This is a genomic window from Pseudomonas sp. B14(2017) (assembly GCF_002113255.1).
Lineage (GTDB): Bacteria > Pseudomonadota > Gammaproteobacteria > Pseudomonadales > Pseudomonadaceae > Aquipseudomonas > Aquipseudomonas putida_Z.
This window is the reverse complement of sequence record NZ_NEJY01000008.1, coordinates 227,296-245,137: the sequence shown is the minus strand read 5'-3', so window position 1 is coordinate 245,137 and position 17,842 is coordinate 227,296. Positions and strand designations below refer to the sequence as shown.

21 protein-coding genes and 1 pseudogene are annotated in these 17,842 nt (G+C 61.7%); 14 read left to right on the top strand and 8 right to left on the bottom strand.

Going from position 1 to position 17,842, the window contains the following annotated elements:
• A partial coding sequence (locus CAG34_RS29180; RefSeq protein WP_232109555.1) for a hypothetical protein occupies positions 1-103 on the top strand: 103 nt, incomplete at its 5' end.
• A 211-nt stretch (positions 104-314) separates the two neighbouring features.
• Here the strand turns inward: CAG34_RS29180 and CAG34_RS10770 are convergent.
• Positions 315-1,007: pseudogene (locus tag CAG34_RS10770) on the bottom strand (tRNA-dihydrouridine synthase); the annotation flags it as partial.
• A gap of 1 nt (position 1,008) precedes the next feature.
• Here CAG34_RS10770 and CAG34_RS10765 point away from each other — a divergent pair.
• Entirely contained in the window at positions 1,009-1,389 is a 381-nt protein-coding gene (locus CAG34_RS10765; protein ID WP_085589861.1) for a LysR substrate-binding domain-containing protein, read from the top strand.
• Between the two features lie 66 nt (positions 1,390-1,455).
• Here the strand turns inward: CAG34_RS10765 and CAG34_RS10760 are convergent, their stop codons facing one another.
• Positions 1,456-2,253 (bottom strand): SDR family oxidoreductase, encoded by a 798-nt coding sequence (locus CAG34_RS10760; RefSeq protein WP_085589858.1) that lies wholly within the window; start codon positions 2,251-2,253, stop codon positions 1,456-1,458.
• A 108-nt stretch (positions 2,254-2,361) separates the two neighbouring features.
• On the opposite strand from CAG34_RS10760, the gene CAG34_RS10755 reads away from it, so the two are divergent.
• Positions 2,362-3,306, top strand: a complete 945-nt coding sequence (locus CAG34_RS10755) for a GlxA family transcriptional regulator (protein WP_085589856.1) — start codon at positions 2,362-2,364, stop codon at positions 3,304-3,306.
• 8 nt (positions 3,307-3,314) lie between these two features.
• Here the strand turns inward: CAG34_RS10755 and CAG34_RS10750 are convergent, their stop codons facing one another.
• Both CAG34_RS10750 and CAG34_RS10745 read right to left on the bottom strand, forming a co-directional pair.
• On the bottom strand, positions 3,315-4,637 hold the full coding sequence (locus CAG34_RS10750) for an APC family permease (protein ID WP_085589854.1): 1,323 nt from the start codon (positions 4,635-4,637) through the stop codon (positions 3,315-3,317).
• 99 nt (positions 4,638-4,736) lie between these two features.
• Entirely contained in the window at positions 4,737-5,558 is an 822-nt protein-coding gene (locus CAG34_RS10745; protein ID WP_085589852.1) for a carbon-nitrogen hydrolase family protein, read from the bottom strand.
• 162 nt (positions 5,559-5,720) lie between these two features.
• On the opposite strand from CAG34_RS10745, the gene CAG34_RS10740 reads away from it, so the two are divergent.
• From CAG34_RS10740 to CAG34_RS10705, 8 genes are all read left to right on the top strand, one after another.
• On the top strand, positions 5,721-6,509 hold the full coding sequence (locus CAG34_RS10740) for a LuxR C-terminal-related transcriptional regulator (RefSeq protein WP_075045269.1): 789 nt from the start codon (positions 5,721-5,723) through the stop codon (positions 6,507-6,509).
• 205 nt (positions 6,510-6,714) lie between these two features.
• Positions 6,715-7,353, top strand: a complete 639-nt coding sequence (locus CAG34_RS10735; protein WP_085589850.1) for a dTMP kinase — start codon at positions 6,715-6,717, stop codon at positions 7,351-7,353.
• Between the two features lie 41 nt (positions 7,354-7,394).
• On the top strand, positions 7,395-7,832 hold the full coding sequence (locus CAG34_RS10730) for a YeeE/YedE family protein (RefSeq protein WP_085589848.1): 438 nt from the start codon (positions 7,395-7,397) through the stop codon (positions 7,830-7,832).
• 1 nt (position 7,833) lies between these two features.
• Positions 7,834-8,253, top strand: coding sequence for a DUF6691 family protein (locus CAG34_RS10725; protein WP_085589846.1), 420 nt, complete (start codon positions 7,834-7,836; stop codon positions 8,251-8,253).
• A 106-nt stretch (positions 8,254-8,359) separates the two neighbouring features.
• On the top strand, positions 8,360-9,277 hold the full coding sequence (locus CAG34_RS10720) for a universal stress protein (protein WP_085589844.1): 918 nt from the start codon (positions 8,360-8,362) through the stop codon (positions 9,275-9,277).
• A gap of 69 nt (positions 9,278-9,346) precedes the next feature.
• Positions 9,347-10,261, top strand: a complete 915-nt coding sequence (locus CAG34_RS10715) for a universal stress protein (RefSeq protein WP_085589842.1) — start codon at positions 9,347-9,349, stop codon at positions 10,259-10,261.
• Positions 10,262-10,300: 39 nt separating this feature from the next.
• Positions 10,301-10,921, top strand: a complete 621-nt coding sequence (locus tag CAG34_RS10710; protein WP_085589840.1) for a hypothetical protein — start codon at positions 10,301-10,303, stop codon at positions 10,919-10,921.
• 84 nt (positions 10,922-11,005) lie between these two features.
• Complete coding sequence (locus tag CAG34_RS10705) at positions 11,006-11,509, top strand: peroxiredoxin (RefSeq protein ID WP_085589838.1); 504 nt, start codon at positions 11,006-11,008, stop codon at positions 11,507-11,509.
• A 173-nt stretch (positions 11,510-11,682) separates the two neighbouring features.
• On the opposite strand, the gene CAG34_RS10700 is transcribed toward CAG34_RS10705, so the two are convergent.
• Positions 11,683-12,939 carry a cation:dicarboxylate symporter family transporter gene (locus CAG34_RS10700; RefSeq protein ID WP_085589836.1) on the bottom strand — a complete coding sequence of 419 codons (1,257 nt, stop codon included), beginning with the start codon at positions 12,937-12,939 and terminating at the stop codon, positions 11,683-11,685.
• A 102-nt stretch (positions 12,940-13,041) separates the two neighbouring features.
• Positions 13,042-13,467 carry a VOC family protein gene (locus CAG34_RS10695; protein ID WP_025339200.1) on the bottom strand — a complete coding sequence of 142 codons (426 nt, stop codon included), beginning with the start codon at positions 13,465-13,467 and terminating at the stop codon, positions 13,042-13,044.
• A gap of 151 nt (positions 13,468-13,618) precedes the next feature.
• On the opposite strand from CAG34_RS10695, the gene CAG34_RS10690 reads away from it, so the two are divergent.
• On the top strand, positions 13,619-14,494 hold the full coding sequence (locus CAG34_RS10690; RefSeq protein ID WP_025339199.1) for a LysR substrate-binding domain-containing protein: 876 nt from the start codon (positions 13,619-13,621) through the stop codon (positions 14,492-14,494).
• A 47-nt stretch (positions 14,495-14,541) separates the two neighbouring features.
• Here CAG34_RS10690 and CAG34_RS10685 read toward each other — a convergent pair whose 3' ends face one another.
• Positions 14,542-15,372: an oxidoreductase gene (locus tag CAG34_RS10685; protein WP_085589834.1), complete on the bottom strand. Its 831-nt coding sequence runs from the start codon at positions 15,370-15,372 to the stop codon at positions 14,542-14,544.
• 127 nt (positions 15,373-15,499) lie between these two features.
• Between CAG34_RS10685 and CAG34_RS10680 the strand changes: the two genes are divergently transcribed.
• Together CAG34_RS10680 and CAG34_RS10675 are read left to right on the top strand one after the other, a co-directional pair.
• On the top strand, positions 15,500-16,390 hold the full coding sequence (locus CAG34_RS10680) for a LysR family transcriptional regulator (protein ID WP_085589832.1): 891 nt from the start codon (positions 15,500-15,502) through the stop codon (positions 16,388-16,390).
• A gap of 101 nt (positions 16,391-16,491) precedes the next feature.
• Complete coding sequence (locus CAG34_RS10675; RefSeq protein WP_085589830.1) at positions 16,492-16,950, top strand: MaoC family dehydratase; 459 nt, start codon at positions 16,492-16,494, stop codon at positions 16,948-16,950.
• 21 nt (positions 16,951-16,971) lie between these two features.
• On the opposite strand, the gene CAG34_RS10670 is transcribed toward CAG34_RS10675, so the two are convergent.
• The gene (locus CAG34_RS10670; RefSeq protein ID WP_015270273.1) at positions 16,972-17,838 is read right to left on the bottom strand and encodes a patatin-like phospholipase family protein; all 867 of its coding nucleotides are present in this window, start codon (positions 17,836-17,838) and stop codon (positions 16,972-16,974) included.
• Between the last annotated feature and the right edge of the window lie 4 nt (positions 17,839-17,842).

Sequence of the window (17,842 nt, the reverse complement as noted above, 5' to 3'; positions counted from 1 at the left end):
CATCAAGACCCCGGGCGTGCACGTGATCGACTGCCCGGTCGATTACAGCGAGAACGACCGCATCCTCAACAGCGAGCTGCGTGAGCGCGCGCTGGCGGTATAAGGCCTGACAGGTACGGCGCCACCTCAAGGCTGGCGCCGAACCTGTGTAGGAGCGGCCTTGTGTCGCGATGGGCCGCAAAGCGGCCCCCGGATGTCAGCGTCAACGCAACAATCGCCGGGGCTGCCATGCAGCCCATCGCGACACAAGGCCGCTCCTACAGGGATAGCGACCTGCCTCAGAATCCTTGAGCCGGTGCCACCCACAGCATCGCTCAACGGGCGAGTTCGGTGTCCTTGATATTGGCAATCGGGCCGAGAATGGCTGGGTCGAACGGCGCAAGCGCCTGTTGGCTCGCCAGGCGCCGCGGGTAGTCCGGATTTGCCAGCGCTGCCTTGCCGAGTGCAACCATATCGGCACCCTCATCCAGAACACTGTCGGCACGCTGCACATCCTGCAAGCCACCATTGGCAATCAGCAGGGTCCCAGGCGCATAACGCCGTGCCAGCTGTACCAGGCTGGCAGCACTGCTGGAAAACGCCGGTTGCCAGGCTTCGTGCTCGGTGACATGGATGAAGTCGACGCCCACATCACGCAGCGAGCCAAAGATGGCTTCCGCGTCCCGCTCACCCTTCGCCCACTTGTGCCCGAAGTCGTTGACCTTGCCTTGGGAAATACGCACGCCAAGCGGCACATCACCCACCTTGGCGCGAACGGCCCTGACCACCTCGAGCGTCAGTTGCACGCGCCGCTCGGTGCTGCCACCCCAGCGATCGCTCCGTTGGTTGCTGTAGTCGGTAAGGAACTGGTCGAGCAGGTAACCGTTGGCACCGTGAATCTCGATACCATCGAAACCGGCGACCTGCATGGCCCGTTTAGCGGCATTGGCGAAACCGGTGATGGCATCGGCAATGTTTTCATCGGTCATGGCTTTGGGCTCTGCATAGCGCCCATCCCCATGGTAGAACCTGCAACAGCACGGCCAGCCGCGCACACTGGCGGACCTGGAACAACATGCCTGCATCATGCTGCAGGCCGTGCCACGCTGGCCGTTCGTGGTCGATGGGGGTCTGCAGCATCGACGCATGCAGGCGCGGGTGAGTACCAGCAGCGTGGAGGCTGTGAGGTCGGCCGCAGTTCAAGGATTGGGCATCGCCATGCTGGCTCATTGGGACGTGTTCCAGCACATCCGTGACGGCCTGCTGGTGGAGATCACGCTGCAGGACGCACAGATGGAGCAGTTGGCCGTCTGGGCGGTGATGCCGACCCGTCGCTACGTACCGGCGCGGGTGAAAGTGTTTCTCGAGGCGCTGGAAGGCGCGCTGGCGCGTCACGGCCGGCCAGCTTGAACCGCCCGCCCGCGAAGAGGAGCACAAATGTATCCCTCACGCGGGCCTTCGACCAGGCAATCAGTTTCAGTTGGCGCTGTAGCGAGGTGCCAGCCGGTTGCTGGAAAGCTCACCGAACAGGGCCTGACGGTTGCTCTCGTAGGTTGTGTAGCGCTGCAGGTCATGCAGGGCAGGGATGGAGATCAGTACCTTGTTGTCGAAGTCCTGCAGGGCGCCTTCGACCAGGTCGTCAACCGACATCACGATACCTGGGTCGAGGCTCTCCACCGGCAAGCCGCCAATCGCCCAGAAGTCGGTGGCCGTGGCGCCCGGCAGCACTGCCTGGACCTGGATGCCGTGTGGCGAAAGTTCCTTGTACAGCGACTGGGTGAAGGCGGTGACGTACGCCTTGCTGGCGCCATAAACGCCATTGAGCAGCTCCGGGACCAGGCTGACGACCGACGAGATATTGATCACTGCACCTTGCTGGCGGGCAACGAAGCCTGGCGTCACGGCATAGGTAAGGCGGGTGAGGGCGGTGACGTTGAGGCTGATCATCTCGGCCATGCGTTCGACATCGCTTTCCAGCAGGGGGGTATGGGTGCCGATACCGGCATTGTTCACCAGCAGGGTGATGCTCGCGTCTTCACGCAACTTGCGCTCGACCCGGGCGAGTTCATCGGGGCTTGCCAGGTCTGCCGGGAAGACTTCGACACTTTGCCGGGTTTCCTGGCTGATGCGGCTGGCCAGTGCATTGAGGCGGTCGCGGTTGCGTGCGACCAGCACGAGGTCATAGCCGAGGCGGGCCAGGCGCTCGGCGTATACCGCGCCGATACCCGAGGAAGCGCCGGTAATGAGGGCGGTGCCTTTGTGCGAGTGAGTCATGATTCAAGCTCCAGCGGTTGGGGACTGGGGCCATGATGCGGTAGATTTTCACTGGCTTAAATGACGTATATGGTAGTGTTTCAAGACACTACCAGACGGAGCCCGGTCATGCATCGCATCGGCTATCTGATCACCGAAGGTTTTCAAATCATGGGCCTGGCCACGCAGACGGTGTTCGAGGTCGCCAACATCGTCGCCGGGGAGGCGTTTTACCGGGTGCAGAACTTCTCGGTAGGTGGCGGCATGGTCCGCTCATCGCTGGGCATGCCCATCGAAACCCTGCCGTTGGCTGCACCAGGCCTGGCTGACACCTGGATGGTCAGCGGTACCCTGACCCCCGAGACTCCCCCCGCCGATGAGGTGCTGGCGTGTGTGCAAGGCTTTGTTGCCAGTGCGCGCAGGACCGCCGGGCTGTGTACCGGAACCTTCGTGCTGGCGCAGGCCGGTGTGCTGGACAATCGCCGGGCCACCACCCACTGGGCCTATGCCAAGGCACTGCGCACCCTGCACCCCAAGGTCGAGGTCGACGATGACCGGATCTTCATCATCGATGGGCCGGTCTGGACATCGGCGGGAATGACCGCGGCCCTCGACATGGCGCTGGCCATGGTGGAGAAAGACCTGGGGGCCGAGCTGGCCAGGTCGGTGGCGCACAAGTTGGTGATGCATCAGCGGCGCTCGGGCGGGCAGTCGCAACATTCCGAACTGCTCTCCCTGGCGCCGAAGTCGGACCGCGTCCAGAGCGCCCTGGAATACGCCCGCCAGCACCTGAGCCGCCCGCTCAGTGTCGAAGAACTGGCCGGTGTGGTGCACCTGAGCCCCAGGCAGTTCACCCGGGTGTTCACTGCCGAAACCGGGCAGTCCCCGGCCAAGGCCGTGGAGAACCTGCGCCTGGAGGCAGCGCGCCTGATGATCGAGCAAAGCCGGCACAGCCTGGACGTGGTGGCCAGGGAGACCGGCTTCAGAGACCGCCGGCACCTGCGCGAGGTGTTCATCCGCGGGTTTGGGGTGCCGCCGCAGGCGGTGCGCAGGGATGCCAGGCGAGTGGGCTAGAGGGCCGCTCAGGCTTCCTCGAAGTGCATCTCCGGGGGCTTGCGCTTGAAACCACGGGTAATCACGGTCAGGTAGAGCACGCCGAGGCAGAGCCAGCCTGCCCCCAGGTAGATCGCCAGGTGATCGAGACTCGCCATCAGCCACAAGGTGGAGGCAAAGCCCACCAGGGGGAATGCAAGGTACATCAGCAGCGCGTTGGCACCACGCTGCTGCATGGCAACCCAGTAGTGGAAGATCACCGCCAGGTTGACCAGGCTGAAGGCGAGAAAGGCACCGAAGTTGATGAACGAGGTAGAGGTCGTCACGTCCATGCGCAGGGCGAGCAGGGCGACCACCCCGCACAGGATGATGCTGGGCACCGGCGTGCTGAAGCGCTCGCTCAGCTTGCCGAAGAATGACCTGGGCAGCACACCGTCACGCCCCATCGCATACAGCAGGCGGGAGGCGCTGGCTTGCGCCGACAGGCCCGAAGTGAACTGGCCGACGATCAGCCCCAGCAGGAAGATGCTGACGAAGATGTCGCCACCGATGTTCTGGGCAATTTCATAAGCCGCCGCGTCGGCGTTGGCAAAGTCGGTGGACGGGTGAGCGAGCTGAACGAAGTAGCTGCAGGCGATGAACAACCCGCCGCCGATCAGGGTGATCAGCAGGATGGCTTTCGGGATGTTCTTGCGTGGTTCCTTGGTTTCTTCAGTCAGGGTGCTGACCGCGTCGAAGCCCAGGAATGAATAGCAGGCAATCGCCGCACCGCTCATGATCAGCGGCAACTGGGTGCCTTCCTTGTAGAACGGCTCGAGTGTCCACAGCGGCACCGTGGGGTCGCCCCAGACATAGTGCACCGCGAGCGCAACGAACGCGGCCAGCACCAGCAACTGAATGAACATCAACAGGCCATTGACGGTCTTGGCCAGCCGCAGGCCGATCACATTGATCGTCGTGGTGATGCCGATGAATGCCAGCACCCAAATGGCTTGCGGCACGCCCGGGAACGCCGAGTGCAGATAGGCCGCGCCAATGAGCCAGATCGCCATGGGCAGGAACAGGTAGTCGAGCAACACCGCCCACCCGGTGATGAAGCCCAGCTGCGGGCTGATCGATTTGCGCACGTAGGTATAGGCGGACCCGGCGACCGGAAAGGCGCGCGCCATGTGGCCGTAGCTCAAGGCGGTAAAGAGCATGGCGATGGCGGCAGCGAGGTAGGCTGCGGGTACCCTCCCTCCCGTGGTCTCGGCCAGGATACCGAATGTGCCCAGGACGATGATGGGGGTCATGTAGGCGATGCCGAAAAGCACCACCGAGCCCAGCGAAAGCGTTCGCTTGAGTGTGGCCATTACTGCTTGCTCCAGCTTGTGATTGTTATTCAGAGTCGAACACGCTGCCGTCCCTGGCGGCCTTGCATTCCAGTAAGAGAGCCTGGAAGGGTGGAATATTCAGGAGGGGATGATCAGTTCGCGAAGGCCGTTGGCGTGCTCGACCTGTTCACCCGGCAGCTGGATGCGGCGCTGGGCGATGTAGGTGTAGTCGCGCCGTGACTGCTGCAGTTGCTCCATGGTCAGCTCGACGGTCATGCGGCACTCGCCACGGCCGGCTTCGCACAGCAACTGGCCGTACGGGTCGACGACTGCACTGCCGCCAGCGAAAACCAGGCCGCCATCACCGTCGCCCACGCGGTTGACCATGACCGCGAAGGCCTGGTTTTCCATGGCGCGTGCGGTGATGGCGGTTCTGTGGGTGGGCCCGTACGGGTCCATGTTGCCGTTGGTGACAATGATCAGTTCTGCGCCCAGCTGCCCCAGGGCACGGGCGGTTTCGGGGAATTCGATGTCAAAGCAGATCAGCAGGCCGACACGGATGCCTTTGAACAGGGCTGTCGCAAAACGGTCGCCTGGGGTGAAAACCCCGCAGTCCGATGCCCAAAGGTGGGTCTTGCGGTAGGTGAGCGCTACGCCTTCAGGCGTGACCAGCACGGTGGTGTTGTAGAAACGGCCGTCGCCTGCGGCTTCGGCCATCCCGACGACCACGGCAACGTTTTGCGCTTGTGCGGCCTGTTGGACTGCCGTGATGCTCGGGCCATCCAGTGGCTCGGCGATGCGTCCGATGTTTTCTTCGGTTGGGAAGCCCATCAACTGGGTTTCCGGGAAGACCAGCAGATCGGTATCGGCGCCGCAGTTGCCGATCGCCTCGATGGTGCGCTGCAGGTTGTACGCGGTATCGCCATCGCGACCGGCCAGTTGGACAAGCTCTACCTTCATTTCCAATCCTCGACTAACGGCTTCGACCGCCATGCCCTGGCGGCATGGGGTGTAAAAAACGATCCCGGTACAGGTTCGCTCAGCGTAAGCTAGCCCGGATTATGGGGTGGTCATCATGGCGGGGGGTATTACGCCCACGTGGTAACCCAACAGGGGTAGAGGATGAATTTTACGCTGCACGACATCGCCTGGCACCGATCGGTAGGCCAATTGATCGAAACCCTCGACAAGGACCACTTCTGGACAGCCCTGGTGCGGTTGCTGAACGAGTACGTTGCCTGCGACAGCTGGGTTGCGCTGCTGTTTTCCGCAGGGCGCCCGCAGGTGTTCGCCGAATGCCCCAGTGCAGACGGCAACCCTGACCCGCTGTTCCAGGACTACCTGAACGGCCTGTACCTGCTGGACCCGTTCTACGTGGCCAGCCGAGAGGCTGCGGTGTCCGGCCTGGTGCGCCTGGCGGATGTGGCCCCTGAATGTTTCGAGCAGACGGACTACTACCAGCGCTATTTCCGGCTTAACGTGGTTGCCGATGAAATTCAGTTCAACGTGCAGCTGGATGCGCAGCGCACGTTGTGCCTGTCGTTGGGTAGCAAGCGCCGGTTCAGCATCGAGCAGGTCACCCTGCTGGAACTGTTGCGGCCTTGGGTCACTGCGCTGATGCGCCAGCGGATGACGTTCGAGCGCGAGTTGCTGGAAGAGGCCACCAAGCCCGCGCCGCACTGGCAAAGCCGCATGGAGGACAGGGTCGAGCAGATGGAGTCGCCGCTGACCGGGCGTGAGCTGGAGGTGGGCCGGCTGATGCTCAGCGGGTGTTCCAGCAAAGAGATCGCGCGCAAGCTTGAAATCTCCGTGGAGACAGTGAAAGTGCACCGCAAGCATATGTACAGCAAGCTGGGTATCAAATCGCAGTCGGAGCTTTTTTCGCTGTTTCTTCAGGCCCAGCTGGGTTGATTCCGGCCAACTGCATGCCCCCTCTCATGTGGCTGTACATGACTTGTTGCTTTGGCAGGGACCCTGTGTGTGGGTTTACCCGCGAACACCGGCTTGGCCGGTGCCATCCACCGCGTCGCCTGCTTCGCGGGCATGCCCGCTCCCACAAGGACCGCGCTGGCACCCAGGCCTGCGCTGCATCTTCAGATTCGACTGGTAATCAGAAATGACCCGCCCGCTGTTTGTTTCCATCGATGGGCCCAAGGGCACCGGCAAGACCACGCTTCTGGAGGCGGTTACCAAGGCCCTGAGGGCTGACAACAAGAAAGTGATCCGGCTTTGCGAGAAAAAAAGCGACCCCTACCGGGGGGAAACCATGGCCCTCGTCAATCAACTGGTCAGAAACCCCTCCCGGGACCTGGAATTGAGGGTTTGCGAGCGCTTCGCCGAAAGCCGTGCCTGGATTTCCCGGCATGTGCTGCCGAGGCAGCCAGTAGACAGCATCATCCTGATCGATCGCTGGTACCCGTCTGATGCCGCATTTCGCCGCAGCGTGGCGTTCGACGAGATCCTGCGCCTGAACCTCGAGCGAAATGTGCAAGTGCCCGATTTGCATGTCGGCGTTGTCACGGCCCCTGATACTTCATGGGCAAGGGCCGCGGCACGAACGCGCGGGTTGGGCAGTACGGTGATCCATAGCCTGGACGAGCAGGTTGCCTGTACCGAGGCGTTCGAACGTGCGGTTGTGGAACACGGCTGGGTACTGTGCCGTAATGAAGGGGCCATCGAGGATGCAACGCGGCAGGTAGCGGCCGAGATCGATGGCGTGCTTCGACCACGTCATCGCTTGCGCTGCGAGCACTGAAACTTTAATCCAGTCATGTTCCTGTCCCAGGGAGAAATACGATGACAATCGATTCGCTGGCCTTTACGCCATGGTCCGCGCTGGCCGGTGGTGTGTTGATCGGGCTGGGGGCTGGCCTGTTCGCTGTGGTGAACGGCCGTATTGCGGGAATAAGCGGTTTGCTTGGTTCGATGCTGCAGCGAGGCGGGGAAGGGCGCAGGGAAAAACTGGCCTTTCTTCTGGGGTTGCTGGCAGCACCGCTGCTGTGGGGGATATTTGCCACGCTGCCGTCGCCGCGCTTCACCACCGCATCGTGGACACTCATCGCAGCGGGCCTGCTGGTAGGGCTCGGCACCCGCTACGGCAGCGGTTGCACCAGCGGCCACGGCGTCTGTGGCCTGTCGCGCCTGTCACCCCGTTCGGCAGTGGCAACGCTGTGCTTCATGGCCACCGGTTTTGCCACGGTGTATGTGGTCCGCCACCTCGTACAAGGGGCCTGACATGCCAGTGTTCAGTGGTTTTATCGCCGGGCTGCTGTTCGGCGTGGGGTTGCTGCTGGCAGGCATGGCCGACCCCGCCAAGGTGCTCGGTTTCCTCGACATTGCCGGGCAATGGGACCCTTCGCTGGCGTTGGTGATGATCGGGGCGATTGCCGCGGCATGGTTGCCGATGCGCTGGGCGCGCGGTCATTCAATGGCACTGCTGGGTGGGGCGATGCAATTGCCCGGCCGACGTGATGTGGACCGACGTCTTATCGGTGGCAGCCTGGTATTCGGCATTGGCTGGGGGCTTGCGGGCATCTGCCCGGGGCCGGCTTTGGTGCTGCTGCCTGCAGGGTACTGGCAGGCCTGGCTGTTCGTCGCTGCGATGCTGGGTGGCATGGGGTTGTTCCAGTGGCTTCAGGTTCGCCGTGCTAGCTGATGGTCGGGCTGCCTGAGAAAACCGGCTGGACTATTGATAGACATCAATATGGCAGGGCGCCGCTGGCACATGATCGAGTGACACATCCAGGCCGCAGAGGTGTGCCATGTCCAACCCGCAAAGACTACTGCTCATCGCGTCACCATTGATGCGTCGCACCCCGGTCTATGACCGTGCCGCAGCGCTGGCCAAGGCCAAGGGAATGGCGCTGCACATCGTGGCATTCGATTACCTGGAAGGGCTGGCCACGGCGGGCCTGGTCAATGACCAGGCACTGGCCACCATGCGCGACGGGTATGTGCAACAGCACCGCCAATGGCTGGAATCCCAGGCGCTGTCGATGCGGCGCAACGGCGTGACAGTGACCACCGAGGTGGTATGGGCCCAGCATCCGCTGGATGAAATCCTGGTGCATCTGCGCGAGCAGCCGTTCGCCATGCTGGTCAAGGCGTTCGAGCACGAACCATGGTGGATGCGCGCGATGTTCACCTCGCTCGATATCCAGTTGTTGCGCGAAGCACATGTTCCACTGCACCTGGTGCACAAGGCCGAGCACGCCCTGCCGCGCAGGATTCTCGCAGCCGTGGACCTGTCCCGGCCGGACGATCAGTATGCGGGGTTCAACGACCGGATCATCAGCGAAGCGCTGAAACTTGCGCTGCAATGCAACGCAAGCCTGGACGTGCTGTATGCCTACGATCTGGGCTCCATGTACCTGGATGCTGGCGGCAATCGGGAACATTCGTTCCTGTTCGATTCAAACCTGGCCCAGACCCTGCACGAGGCCCAGAGCGACGCTTTCCAGGCATTGGCGGAGCGCAACGGGATCGCCGCCGAACAACGTCACATGCGGGTAGGGGACCCGGCCAAGGTCCTGGCACTGTTCATGGAAGCCAACGCCATCGATGTGGTTGTGATGGGAAGCCATCATCACCATGGCGTCGGCTGGTTCATTGGCAGCACCACCGAGCGGGTACTGCACCGGTTGGGCAACAGTGTGCTGATTGTTTCGCCCGAGCGTTGAACGGCAGGGGCCTTGGCTATCCGTAGCCAGAGGCTATTGATCATCGCCACATCCGGCCGGAGGTTTTCCATGGGCCATTATCGACAACTGCTGGTGCTGCTCACCGACGTTGACCCGCATTCGGCCGCTTTGCGCAGGGCCCTGGCCCTGGCGCATGCAAGCGGCGCCGCCGTGCATGTGCTCGGGTTGTTCGAGCCCGTCGAGGAACATCTGCTGCGCGAAGAGCGCTTGAATGAGGCCGATGAACAGCGCCAGTACGAGGAATTTCGGGAGCGGCTTGCGGGGCTGATCGAGCGGCACCGGTCCGGTGGTGTCCCGCTGACGCACGACAGTGTGTACGCCGACGACCTGCGTAGCGAGGCCATCGACTACATCACCGAGCTCCAGCCCGATATGGTCATCAAGGACAGCGAGGCCACACCGGTACTGGCGCGCGTGTTCGGCACACCGCTGGACTGTATGCTGATGCGCGCGACCAAGGGGCTGACGCACTTTGTGCCCAAGGCCGCCACGGCATTGCCGAAACGCATACTGGTAGCCGTGGATACCGCCTTGAGCGAAACCCCCGACGCCCAGGCTGCGTTCAATCGGGCGCTCATCCAGTCAGCACGAGCGTTGGCACTGCAGTGCGACGCTCGGCTGGACCTGTTATCGGCATACAACCTGGCCGGGGTTTTCGCCGCCGATATCAACCTCACCCAGACGTGGATCGATGAAATGCGCGATGCCTTGCAGGCGAGCTTCGACACGCTGGCCGATAGCCAAGGCGTTCCCCAGGAGCGCCGGCACTTCAAGGAGGGGCCGCCGGTGCAGGTGATTCGCGAGCAAGTGCTTGCCTTGGATATCGATGTCGTGGTGATGGGCGTCGTTCAGCCCAAGGGGCTGGACAAGCTGCTGGGCGATACCACCGAACGTATCGTCAGCAAGCCGCCATGCAGTGTGCTGGCGGTTCATCCCCGTGTAATCGATACGTGGGAGCCGTAGCGCCAGCCCCCGTGCATTGACGGCGATGCGGGAGGTGTCATGGATACACAAGCAAGGGCAAAGCTCAGGGCCTGGTTAAAACGCCCCCGGGGCAGTTTTGGCTGGATCGCAGCGATCGCCACGTTGGTGCTGGTGGCCTCTGTTTACCAGGCGCTGAGCCCGGTATGGCGGCTGCCAATGCGTACCCCGGCAGTGCTGCTGGCTTTGTTTGCATTGAGCGCAGCAGTCGGATGGGCCGTGCAGCGCAGCGTCAAGCGCATGGTTGGCAATACCATTTTCACCGGTGGCGCCATCGGCTGGCAGGCAAGGCTCAAGCGCATCCGGGCGGTGGCCAGGGAGTCGAACATTCTGTTGGCCATGTTGGCGTTGATGGCAGGGTTTGGCGCAGGCACGCTATGGCTGGCCGGGCGTACCGTGGAGAACATCGTCAATGCGTGCGAGGCCAATTTCCAGGCTCAGGCCGCTGTTCCGCAAAACGCGCCTATCGTCGCACAGGTGGCAAATCCGGTCTGCCAGTGCCTGGCACAGACGTTTCTGGATCGCAACGGGGTGATTCGGCTGGCGCTGTTCAATACACCGCTACTGGACGCGAGTACATTGAAGGGCGTTACCGCAATTGATGAGCGGCGGTGCCTCGAGCAACTGGATCTGTTGCTTTGATCATTGTCAAAGCGGTGCACCATGTACGAACCCTGGTGGATTGCTGCATCATGCCCGGCCAATTACCGCCCCAGGGAGACAGCGATGATCAAGACTGGCGATACACTGCCCGACGTAACGCTTTACCAGTACAGCAACGGCGAGGGCGGCTGTGCGATCGGCCCGAACGCGTTTTCCCTGCACGAGCGCTGCAAGCAGAAAAAAGTGGTGATCTTCGGCTTGCCTGGTGCCTTCACGCCAACCTGTTCGGAGCGGCATGTTCCGGGCTACGTGGCTGCGGCACAAGATCTGTTCGCTGCCGGGGTTGCCGAAATTCTCTGTGTTTCGGTCAATGATGCATTCGTCATGAATGCCTGGGGCGCGAGCCTGCAGGTGGGCGAGGCGGTCAGGATGATTGGCGATGGCAACGGTGAGTTCAGCGAGGCGCTGGGCCTGATCCAGGACCTCTCGGCACGCGGCATGGGCCGGCGTTCGCAACGCTATGCCATGTTGGTCGACGACCTGGTGGTCAGGCACATCGCGGTCGAAGCACCCGGCAAGTTCGAGTGCAGCGACGCTGCAAGCATGTTGGCTGTTTGTAAGCCCTGAAGGCATACACCGTTACTGTGGGAGCGGGCGAGCCCGCGAAACGGCCACCGCGGTGCATGGCACCGGCTGCGCCGGTGTTCGCGGGCACGCCCGCTCCCACAGGGGATGTGACCCGCTCTCGAATACTGTTCCCTGCGCGACAGCGCAGCTCGAAGGGCTGGGCAATTGGCCCGTCAACCTTTACTCGCCGCCTCACGCCGGGATGGTTTCAACTGAACCCCCTCCCAGCGGGCAATCACCAGTGGCGCTATTGCATTGCCGAGCACGTTCAGCGTGGTAGTCCCGCTTTCGATCACTCGGAAGATGCCTGCCACCAGCGCCACAGCATCGAGGGGAAGCCCGGCAGATGCCAGCGTGGCCGAGAGGATGATGATTGCGAAGCCTGGAACACCGGCTGCGCCCTTGGAGGTGAGCACCATGGTCACGACCAGCAGTATTTGCTGGGACAGTGTGAGGTCTATACCGTAAAGCTGGGCGATGAAGATCGTCGCGACTCCCAGGAAAATCGACGCCCCATCCAGGTTGAACGCATACCCGACCGGTACTACGAAGCTGACGATACGCCTGGGAACACCATAGTGTTCAAGCTTCTCCATCAGCTGTGGCATTACCGCCGCGGATGCCGCACTCGAGCACGCCAGGATCAGCTCATCCTTGAAATAGCGGACAAGCTTCGACAGGTTCTCGCCGATCAACAGGCAGATGCCGCCAAGTACGATCAGTGCGAAGAGGATCAGTGCCAGGTAAACGACCCCGATCAACTTCATCAATGGCAGCAGGGAGGCGAAGCCGAAGGTTGCCACGGTGGAACCGATCATGCCGAACACCCCAATGGGCGCGTATGCCATGACATAGTTCACCAGCTTGAACATTGCGTCGGCGGTGCCCTGCAGTGTTGCCACGACTGGCGCACTCTTTTCGCGCGGCAAGGCGTTCAGGGCCATGCCGAACAGTACCGCGAAGAACAGGATGGAAAGCAGCTTGCCTTCGGACAGCGACTGGAAGAGGTTGTCCGGCACAATGTTCTGCAGGATCAGCAAAGCGCCTTTGGCAGGTTCCGATTTAATGCTCGCATCGCCTCCCGCCATGCCGGCGATCACCGTACCTGAACCAGGCTCCAGAAGATTGGCCAGCACGAGCCCGACAATGATGGCCAAGGTGGTGATTGCGAAAAAGTAGCCGAGGGACTTGACCCCCATACGGCCAAACGACTTGTTGTCGCCACCCCCTGCAATGCCGAGCACCATGCAGCAGAAGACGATGGGCACGACAATCATCTTCATCATCTTGATGAAGATGTCACCCAGGGGTTTGAGCACTTCACTGCTGACCCATTGTTGATGTTCCGGGTGTGTATTCAAGAACCAGCCAACGCCGATGCCGAGCAACAAGCCGATAACGATCTGCCAGACCAGTGGGACTTTTTTCATGACGCCAGCCTATTTTTATTGATTTAAGGTGTGCTGCGCTGTTGGCAGTAATTGAAGGCGTGAGCGAAGGGCTCACGCCCGGGGGCACGCGGGCAAACAACGCTATTTGGCGAAGATCTGCCCCATGTCCTTGAAGGCTTTGAACTCCAGCGCGTTACCACACGGGTCGAAGAGGAACATGGTGGCTTGCTCGCCCACCTGGCCTTTGAAGCGGACGTAGGGCTCGATGACGAATTCGGTACCCAGGTCGGTCAGGCGCTTGGCAAGCGCTTCCCACTCGTCCCACTGCAAAATCACGCCAAAGTGAGGGGCTGGCACATTGTGGCCGTCTACCGGGTTGCTCAGCGCATGTTCCTGGTAGGGCATCTTGGGATGTTCGTGGATGACCAGTTGATGGCCATAGAAGTTGAAGTCGACCCATTGGGCTGCGGAACGTCCTTCTTCAAGGTTGAACACCTCGCCGTAGAACTTGCGAGCCGCGGGAATATCGTAAACCGGAATGGCGAGATGGAAGGGGGACAGGCTCATCAGAAACTCCTTGAGGGCTATGGGTAACGACCTGTGAAGCAACAGGTCGTCATTGGGGGGGGGCTTGTTTCTCGTTTTTGCCGATTCTAGGAGTGGCCAAATAATAAAAAAATCAATATATTTTTCTTAAAAACACAAAGGAAAATTGTGAATGATCCGCGAGCTCAAGACCCTGATTGCCGTGGCCCGGGAGGGCACGTTCGCTGCAGCCGGGCTCAAGGTGAACCTGACCCAGGCGGCCGTAAGCGCGCAGATGCAGAGGCTGGAGGCCGAACTGGGGTATGAAATCTTTGAACGCAAAGGCCGCAACGCCCAGCTGAACAGGCGCGGGCAGCAGATTCTGGAGCAGGCCCAGGAGCTCGTCAGGCTCTACAACAGCCTGGGTTCCAGTGCTCAGGGTGTGGCGCCTACCGTGCAGGTAGAGGTCGGCGCTATCGCGTCGGTACAGAGGTCACTGCTGCCACAAGCACTGGCGCAGTTTCATGGCGCCCGGCCTGAATGTCGCACGCGGATCATCCCTGGCCTGTCGCTGGAGCTGCTGAGTGCGGTAGATGCCCGGGAAATCGACATCGCCGTGATCATCAGGCCGCCGTTCGAATTGCAAAGCGATCTTCACTGGACAACGTTGGCAAGCGAGCCTTACAGGCTGATAGTTCCAGCCGGGCTCGCGGATGCCGAGTGGAGCGAAATGCTTTCGACCCAACCCTTCATTCGCTACGATCGCTCGTCATTTGGTGGGCGCCAGGTCGACCGCTTCCTTCGACAATTTCATTTCAATACCAGAGACGTGTGCGAACTGGACGAACTGGATGCCATCACCGAACTGGTCGGGAAGGGTGTGGGGGTAGCGTTGGTGCCACAAACAGTCAGCCGAGACGCCTGGCCTGCCTCCGTGCGCGCCTATGATCTTGGCGGCCACACGTTTCATCGCGACATTGGCCTGGTTCACCCTGCAAACGTTGCCTTGAGCGTGCAGGTTACGCTCTTGGTCCAGCTGATTGTCGAGGCGGCTGTTCAATGCCACTGACAACCTGAACCGGCGCACCCGGTTCAGGTTTGGCAGGCCAGCGACGGCTACGCGGCAAAGTCGGTAGATAGCGACAGGTCCCGCCACTGGGCCAGTTCTTGCTCGACCGCGCTGTTCTTGGCCTCGATGCGCGCGACGGCGTCGCTGCCCAGCGCCAGGCGCAGTGGCGGGTTCGCCGCATTGGCCAGAGCCAGCAGGGCTTCGGCCAGCTTCGCCGGGTTGCCCGGCTGGGCATGGTTGGCTGCCTCGGCGTGGTGGCGCATGACGCCAACGGTGGCTGCGTAGTCAGGCAGCTCCAGGGCTGTCTTCACCAGCGATTGGTCATCCAGGAAGTCGGTACGGAAGAAGCCCGGCTCGACCACGGTCACCTTGATCCCCAAGGGGGCCAGCTCCTGATGCATCGCTTCGCTGATGCCTTCGACCGCGAACTTGGTCGAACCGTACACCCCCCAGCCCATGTAGGCCTGGTAGCCGCCGAGCGACGAGATGTTGATCACGTGGCCGCTGCGTTGGCGACGCATGTGGGGCAGTACGGCGCGGGTTACGTTGAGCAGCCCGAAAACGTTGGTGGCGTACAGCCGTTCGGTTTCGCTGGCGCTGGTTTCTTCTACCGCGCCGAGCACGCCAAAACCGGCATTGTTGACCAGCACGTCGATTTGCCCGAAATGCTTGATGCCAGCAGCGACCGCCGCATGGGCGTCCTCTTCGCGGGTCACATCCAGGCGCACGGCCAACAGGTTCGGGTGCCGGCCAAGGCGAGCCTCGATGTCTTCCGGGTTACGCGCCGTTGCGATGACGGCGTCACCCGCTGCCAGGGCCTGTTGGGCGATCAGGGTGCCGAAACCGCGGGAAGCGCCAGTAATGAGCCAGGTACGCATGTCAACTCCTCCTGTATCCGACCCTGCACCATGCGGGCCTTCTCGATGAGTTGAGCGAACTTTAAAATCTGCGGATTGATGTGATAATCCCATGAATATTACATAGGCCTTTGAGTAGCTTTCAGTAATGAAGCCAACCAGCACCGCCGACTTGTCCCTGTTCCTGTGCATTGCCCGCCACCTGAACTTCAGCCGCGCGGCGGTCGAGCTGGGCCTTACGCCCTCGGCCCTCAGCCATGCGCTGCGGGCCCTGGAAACCCGTCTTGATGTTCGCCTGTTCAACCGCACCACGCGCAGTGTGGCGCTTACCGAGGCCGGAGAGCGTCTTTACCAGAGGCTGCAACCGGCCTTTCGGGACATCGCCGACGCGCTGGAGGACCTCAACAACTTCCGCGACAAACCGTCAGGCAACCTGCGCATCACCGCCGGGCGCGCCGCAGTAGAGCTCGCGTTACTGCCACTGGCTAATCGCTTTCTGCTGGCGTATCCGGATATACGCCTGGAAATCGTCAGTGACGATGCGCTGGTGGACATGGTGGGCGCCGGCTTTGACGCCGGCGTGCGCCTGGGGGAGCGACTCCAGGCGGACATGGTTTCGCTGCCCATCGGCCCTTACCTTCGTTCGGTGGTGGTGGCGGCGCCCGCGTTCTTCGATCGATATCCTGTTCCACAGCACCCGCAAGACTTGAAGCAGCTACCTTGCATCGGGCACCGCTTCCCAGGTGGCGCACTTTATCGATGGGAATTCGAGCGCGGGGGCGTGCAACTGGAGGTCGATGTCCAGGGGCCCTTGGTATTGGGTGACGTCAGCCTGATGCTGGCGCCTGCCTTGCAAGGGCTCGGCCTGGCCTATGTGTTCGAAGACATGGCCAAGGAACACCTGGAGCGTGGCCATTTGCAGCAGGTGCTGGAGGACTGGTGTCACTACTACCCCGGGCTGTATCTGTACTACCCGAGCCGCCGCCAGGTGCCTGCGGCGTTGAGGGCCTTCATCGAGTTCGTACGGGAGCAGCGCTAGCGTGAGCGTGGCTTTTGGAGGCAGGTAGGGAAGGGCTAAACTGGCGCCAGTTCCAGACGTTTCGCTTTGCCGTCGCTGCCTGCATACCCCGGAGGTAACTCATGGCTTCTACACCTGAAAGGCTCTTTTTCGAGGACTTGCAAGTAGGTGAGTCCTTCATGAGTGGCTCGTATGAAATGACCCAGGAACGGATCCTGAGTTTCGCCTCGGAGTTCGACCCCCAGCCATTCCATACGGACCCCGATGCTGCCCAAAAAACCTTTTTTGCTGGGCTGGCTGCTAGCGGCTGGCATACCTCCGCAGTCACGATGCGGTTGTTGGTAGAGAGTGTTCCAGTGGCTGGAGGGCTCATCGGCGCCGGTAGCGAAATCAGCTGGCCAAGGGCCGTGCGACCAGGTGACCTGTTGCGAGTGACCACAACCATAAGGGAGCTTGCCGCGTCGAAGTCGAAGCCTGATCGGGGCTTCGCTGTCCTTGAGAGCATCACGCTCAATCAGGACGATGCCGTATGCCAAACCACTGTTTCAAGGGTATTGGTGTTTCGCCGGCCAGATGCGTAAGGCCCCGAACGTCCACATCAATCAATGCTCATGGGCATGCGAGTGAACGGTCAGGGCACCCGGCACCTTGGTCCGTTCGAGCCCGCCGTGGTCCAGCCACCGAAGCGTCTGCTCATAGGCCCGCTCCAGCAATGACTCGGTCTGGTCGAAGTTGAATACCGAGACATCCACCGGGCACAAGGGCGGGACGATATGCAGGCTGGTGAGCGTGCGGAAGTGTTCGATGTCACTCACAAGCTGGCGCATGCTCATCAGGTTGACAGTGTGCAGGGCCAAGGCGACGAGGCCGCGGGGCGGTTGAGTCAAGGCGCAGCTGAGCCCGGTGGGGATTACCACGACATTGCTGGCGCCCAGCGCTACGGCTGTCGAAATAGGCGTGTTGCTTGCCACACCGCCATCCACCAGGAACTGGCCGCCGATCTGCACGCAAGGGAACACCAGCGGGATCGCGGCGCTGGCCAGTAGCGCCTGCTCGAGTTCGCCATTGCACAGCACTGTCTCGGCACCACTGAGCAGGTCGGTGGTGACGATATGCAGGGGCAGTTTCGCATCCTCGATGCGATGGATCGGCAGCGCCTTGCCAAGCAATCGGTGCAAGGCCGCTGGCTGCAGAAGGAAACCACGCCGTTTGAGCAGGCCTCGGCAGGTATCGAGCCAGGACAAGGGGAAGATGTCGGTTCTGCTCAGGCCTCGCCAGAATTCGGCGAGTGTCTCGACACCCTGAGCATTGGGCCTTGCTGCAAAGTAGGCACCGTTGATGGCGCCTACCGAGGCGCCAACCACCATGTCGAACTGGACTTCGGCTTCGACCAGGGCCCGCAGCATCCCCACCTGAACCGCACCCAGACTGCCGCCGCCAGCGAACACGATTGCGGTTTGCGTAGGCATGATT

What these genes read in the sequence shown, in the direction of transcription:
- CAG34_RS10760 (WP_085589858.1), bottom strand. Translation starts at nt 2,253, where the DNA reads ATGACTCACTCGCACAAAGGCACCGCCCTCATTACCGGCGCTTCCTCG.
- CAG34_RS10755 (WP_085589856.1), top strand. Translation starts at nt 2,362, where the DNA reads ATGCATCGCATCGGCTATCTGATCACCGAAGGTTTTCAAATCATGGGC.
- CAG34_RS10750 (WP_085589854.1), bottom strand. Translation starts at nt 4,637, where the DNA reads ATGGCCACACTCAAGCGAACGCTTTCGCTGGGCTCGGTGGTGCTTTTC.
- CAG34_RS10745 (WP_085589852.1), bottom strand. Translation starts at nt 5,558, where the DNA reads ATGAAGGTAGAGCTTGTCCAACTGGCCGGTCGCGATGGCGATACCGCG.
- CAG34_RS10740 (WP_075045269.1), top strand. Translation starts at nt 5,721, where the DNA reads ATGAATTTTACGCTGCACGACATCGCCTGGCACCGATCGGTAGGCCAA.
- CAG34_RS10735 (WP_085589850.1), top strand. Translation starts at nt 6,715, where the DNA reads ATGACCCGCCCGCTGTTTGTTTCCATCGATGGGCCCAAGGGCACCGGC.
- CAG34_RS10730 (WP_085589848.1), top strand. Translation starts at nt 7,395, where the DNA reads ATGACAATCGATTCGCTGGCCTTTACGCCATGGTCCGCGCTGGCCGGT.
- CAG34_RS10725 (WP_085589846.1), top strand. Translation starts at nt 7,834, where the DNA reads ATGCCAGTGTTCAGTGGTTTTATCGCCGGGCTGCTGTTCGGCGTGGGG.
- CAG34_RS10720 (WP_085589844.1), top strand. Translation starts at nt 8,360, where the DNA reads ATGTCCAACCCGCAAAGACTACTGCTCATCGCGTCACCATTGATGCGT.
- CAG34_RS10715 (WP_085589842.1), top strand. Translation starts at nt 9,347, where the DNA reads ATGGGCCATTATCGACAACTGCTGGTGCTGCTCACCGACGTTGACCCG.
- CAG34_RS10710 (WP_085589840.1), top strand. Translation starts at nt 10,301, where the DNA reads ATGGATACACAAGCAAGGGCAAAGCTCAGGGCCTGGTTAAAACGCCCC.
- CAG34_RS10705 (WP_085589838.1), top strand. Translation starts at nt 11,006, where the DNA reads ATGATCAAGACTGGCGATACACTGCCCGACGTAACGCTTTACCAGTAC.
- CAG34_RS10700 (WP_085589836.1), bottom strand. Translation starts at nt 12,939, where the DNA reads ATGAAAAAAGTCCCACTGGTCTGGCAGATCGTTATCGGCTTGTTGCTC.
- CAG34_RS10695 (WP_025339200.1), bottom strand. Translation starts at nt 13,467, where the DNA reads ATGAGCCTGTCCCCCTTCCATCTCGCCATTCCGGTTTACGATATTCCC.
- CAG34_RS10690 (WP_025339199.1), top strand. Translation starts at nt 13,619, where the DNA reads ATGATCCGCGAGCTCAAGACCCTGATTGCCGTGGCCCGGGAGGGCACG.
- CAG34_RS10685 (WP_085589834.1), bottom strand. Translation starts at nt 15,372, where the DNA reads ATGCGTACCTGGCTCATTACTGGCGCTTCCCGCGGTTTCGGCACCCTG.
- CAG34_RS10680 (WP_085589832.1), top strand. Translation starts at nt 15,500, where the DNA reads ATGAAGCCAACCAGCACCGCCGACTTGTCCCTGTTCCTGTGCATTGCC.
- CAG34_RS10675 (WP_085589830.1), top strand. Translation starts at nt 16,492, where the DNA reads ATGGCTTCTACACCTGAAAGGCTCTTTTTCGAGGACTTGCAAGTAGGT.
- CAG34_RS10670 (WP_015270273.1), bottom strand. Translation starts at nt 17,838, where the DNA reads ATGCCTACGCAAACCGCAATCGTGTTCGCTGGCGGCGGCAGTCTGGGT.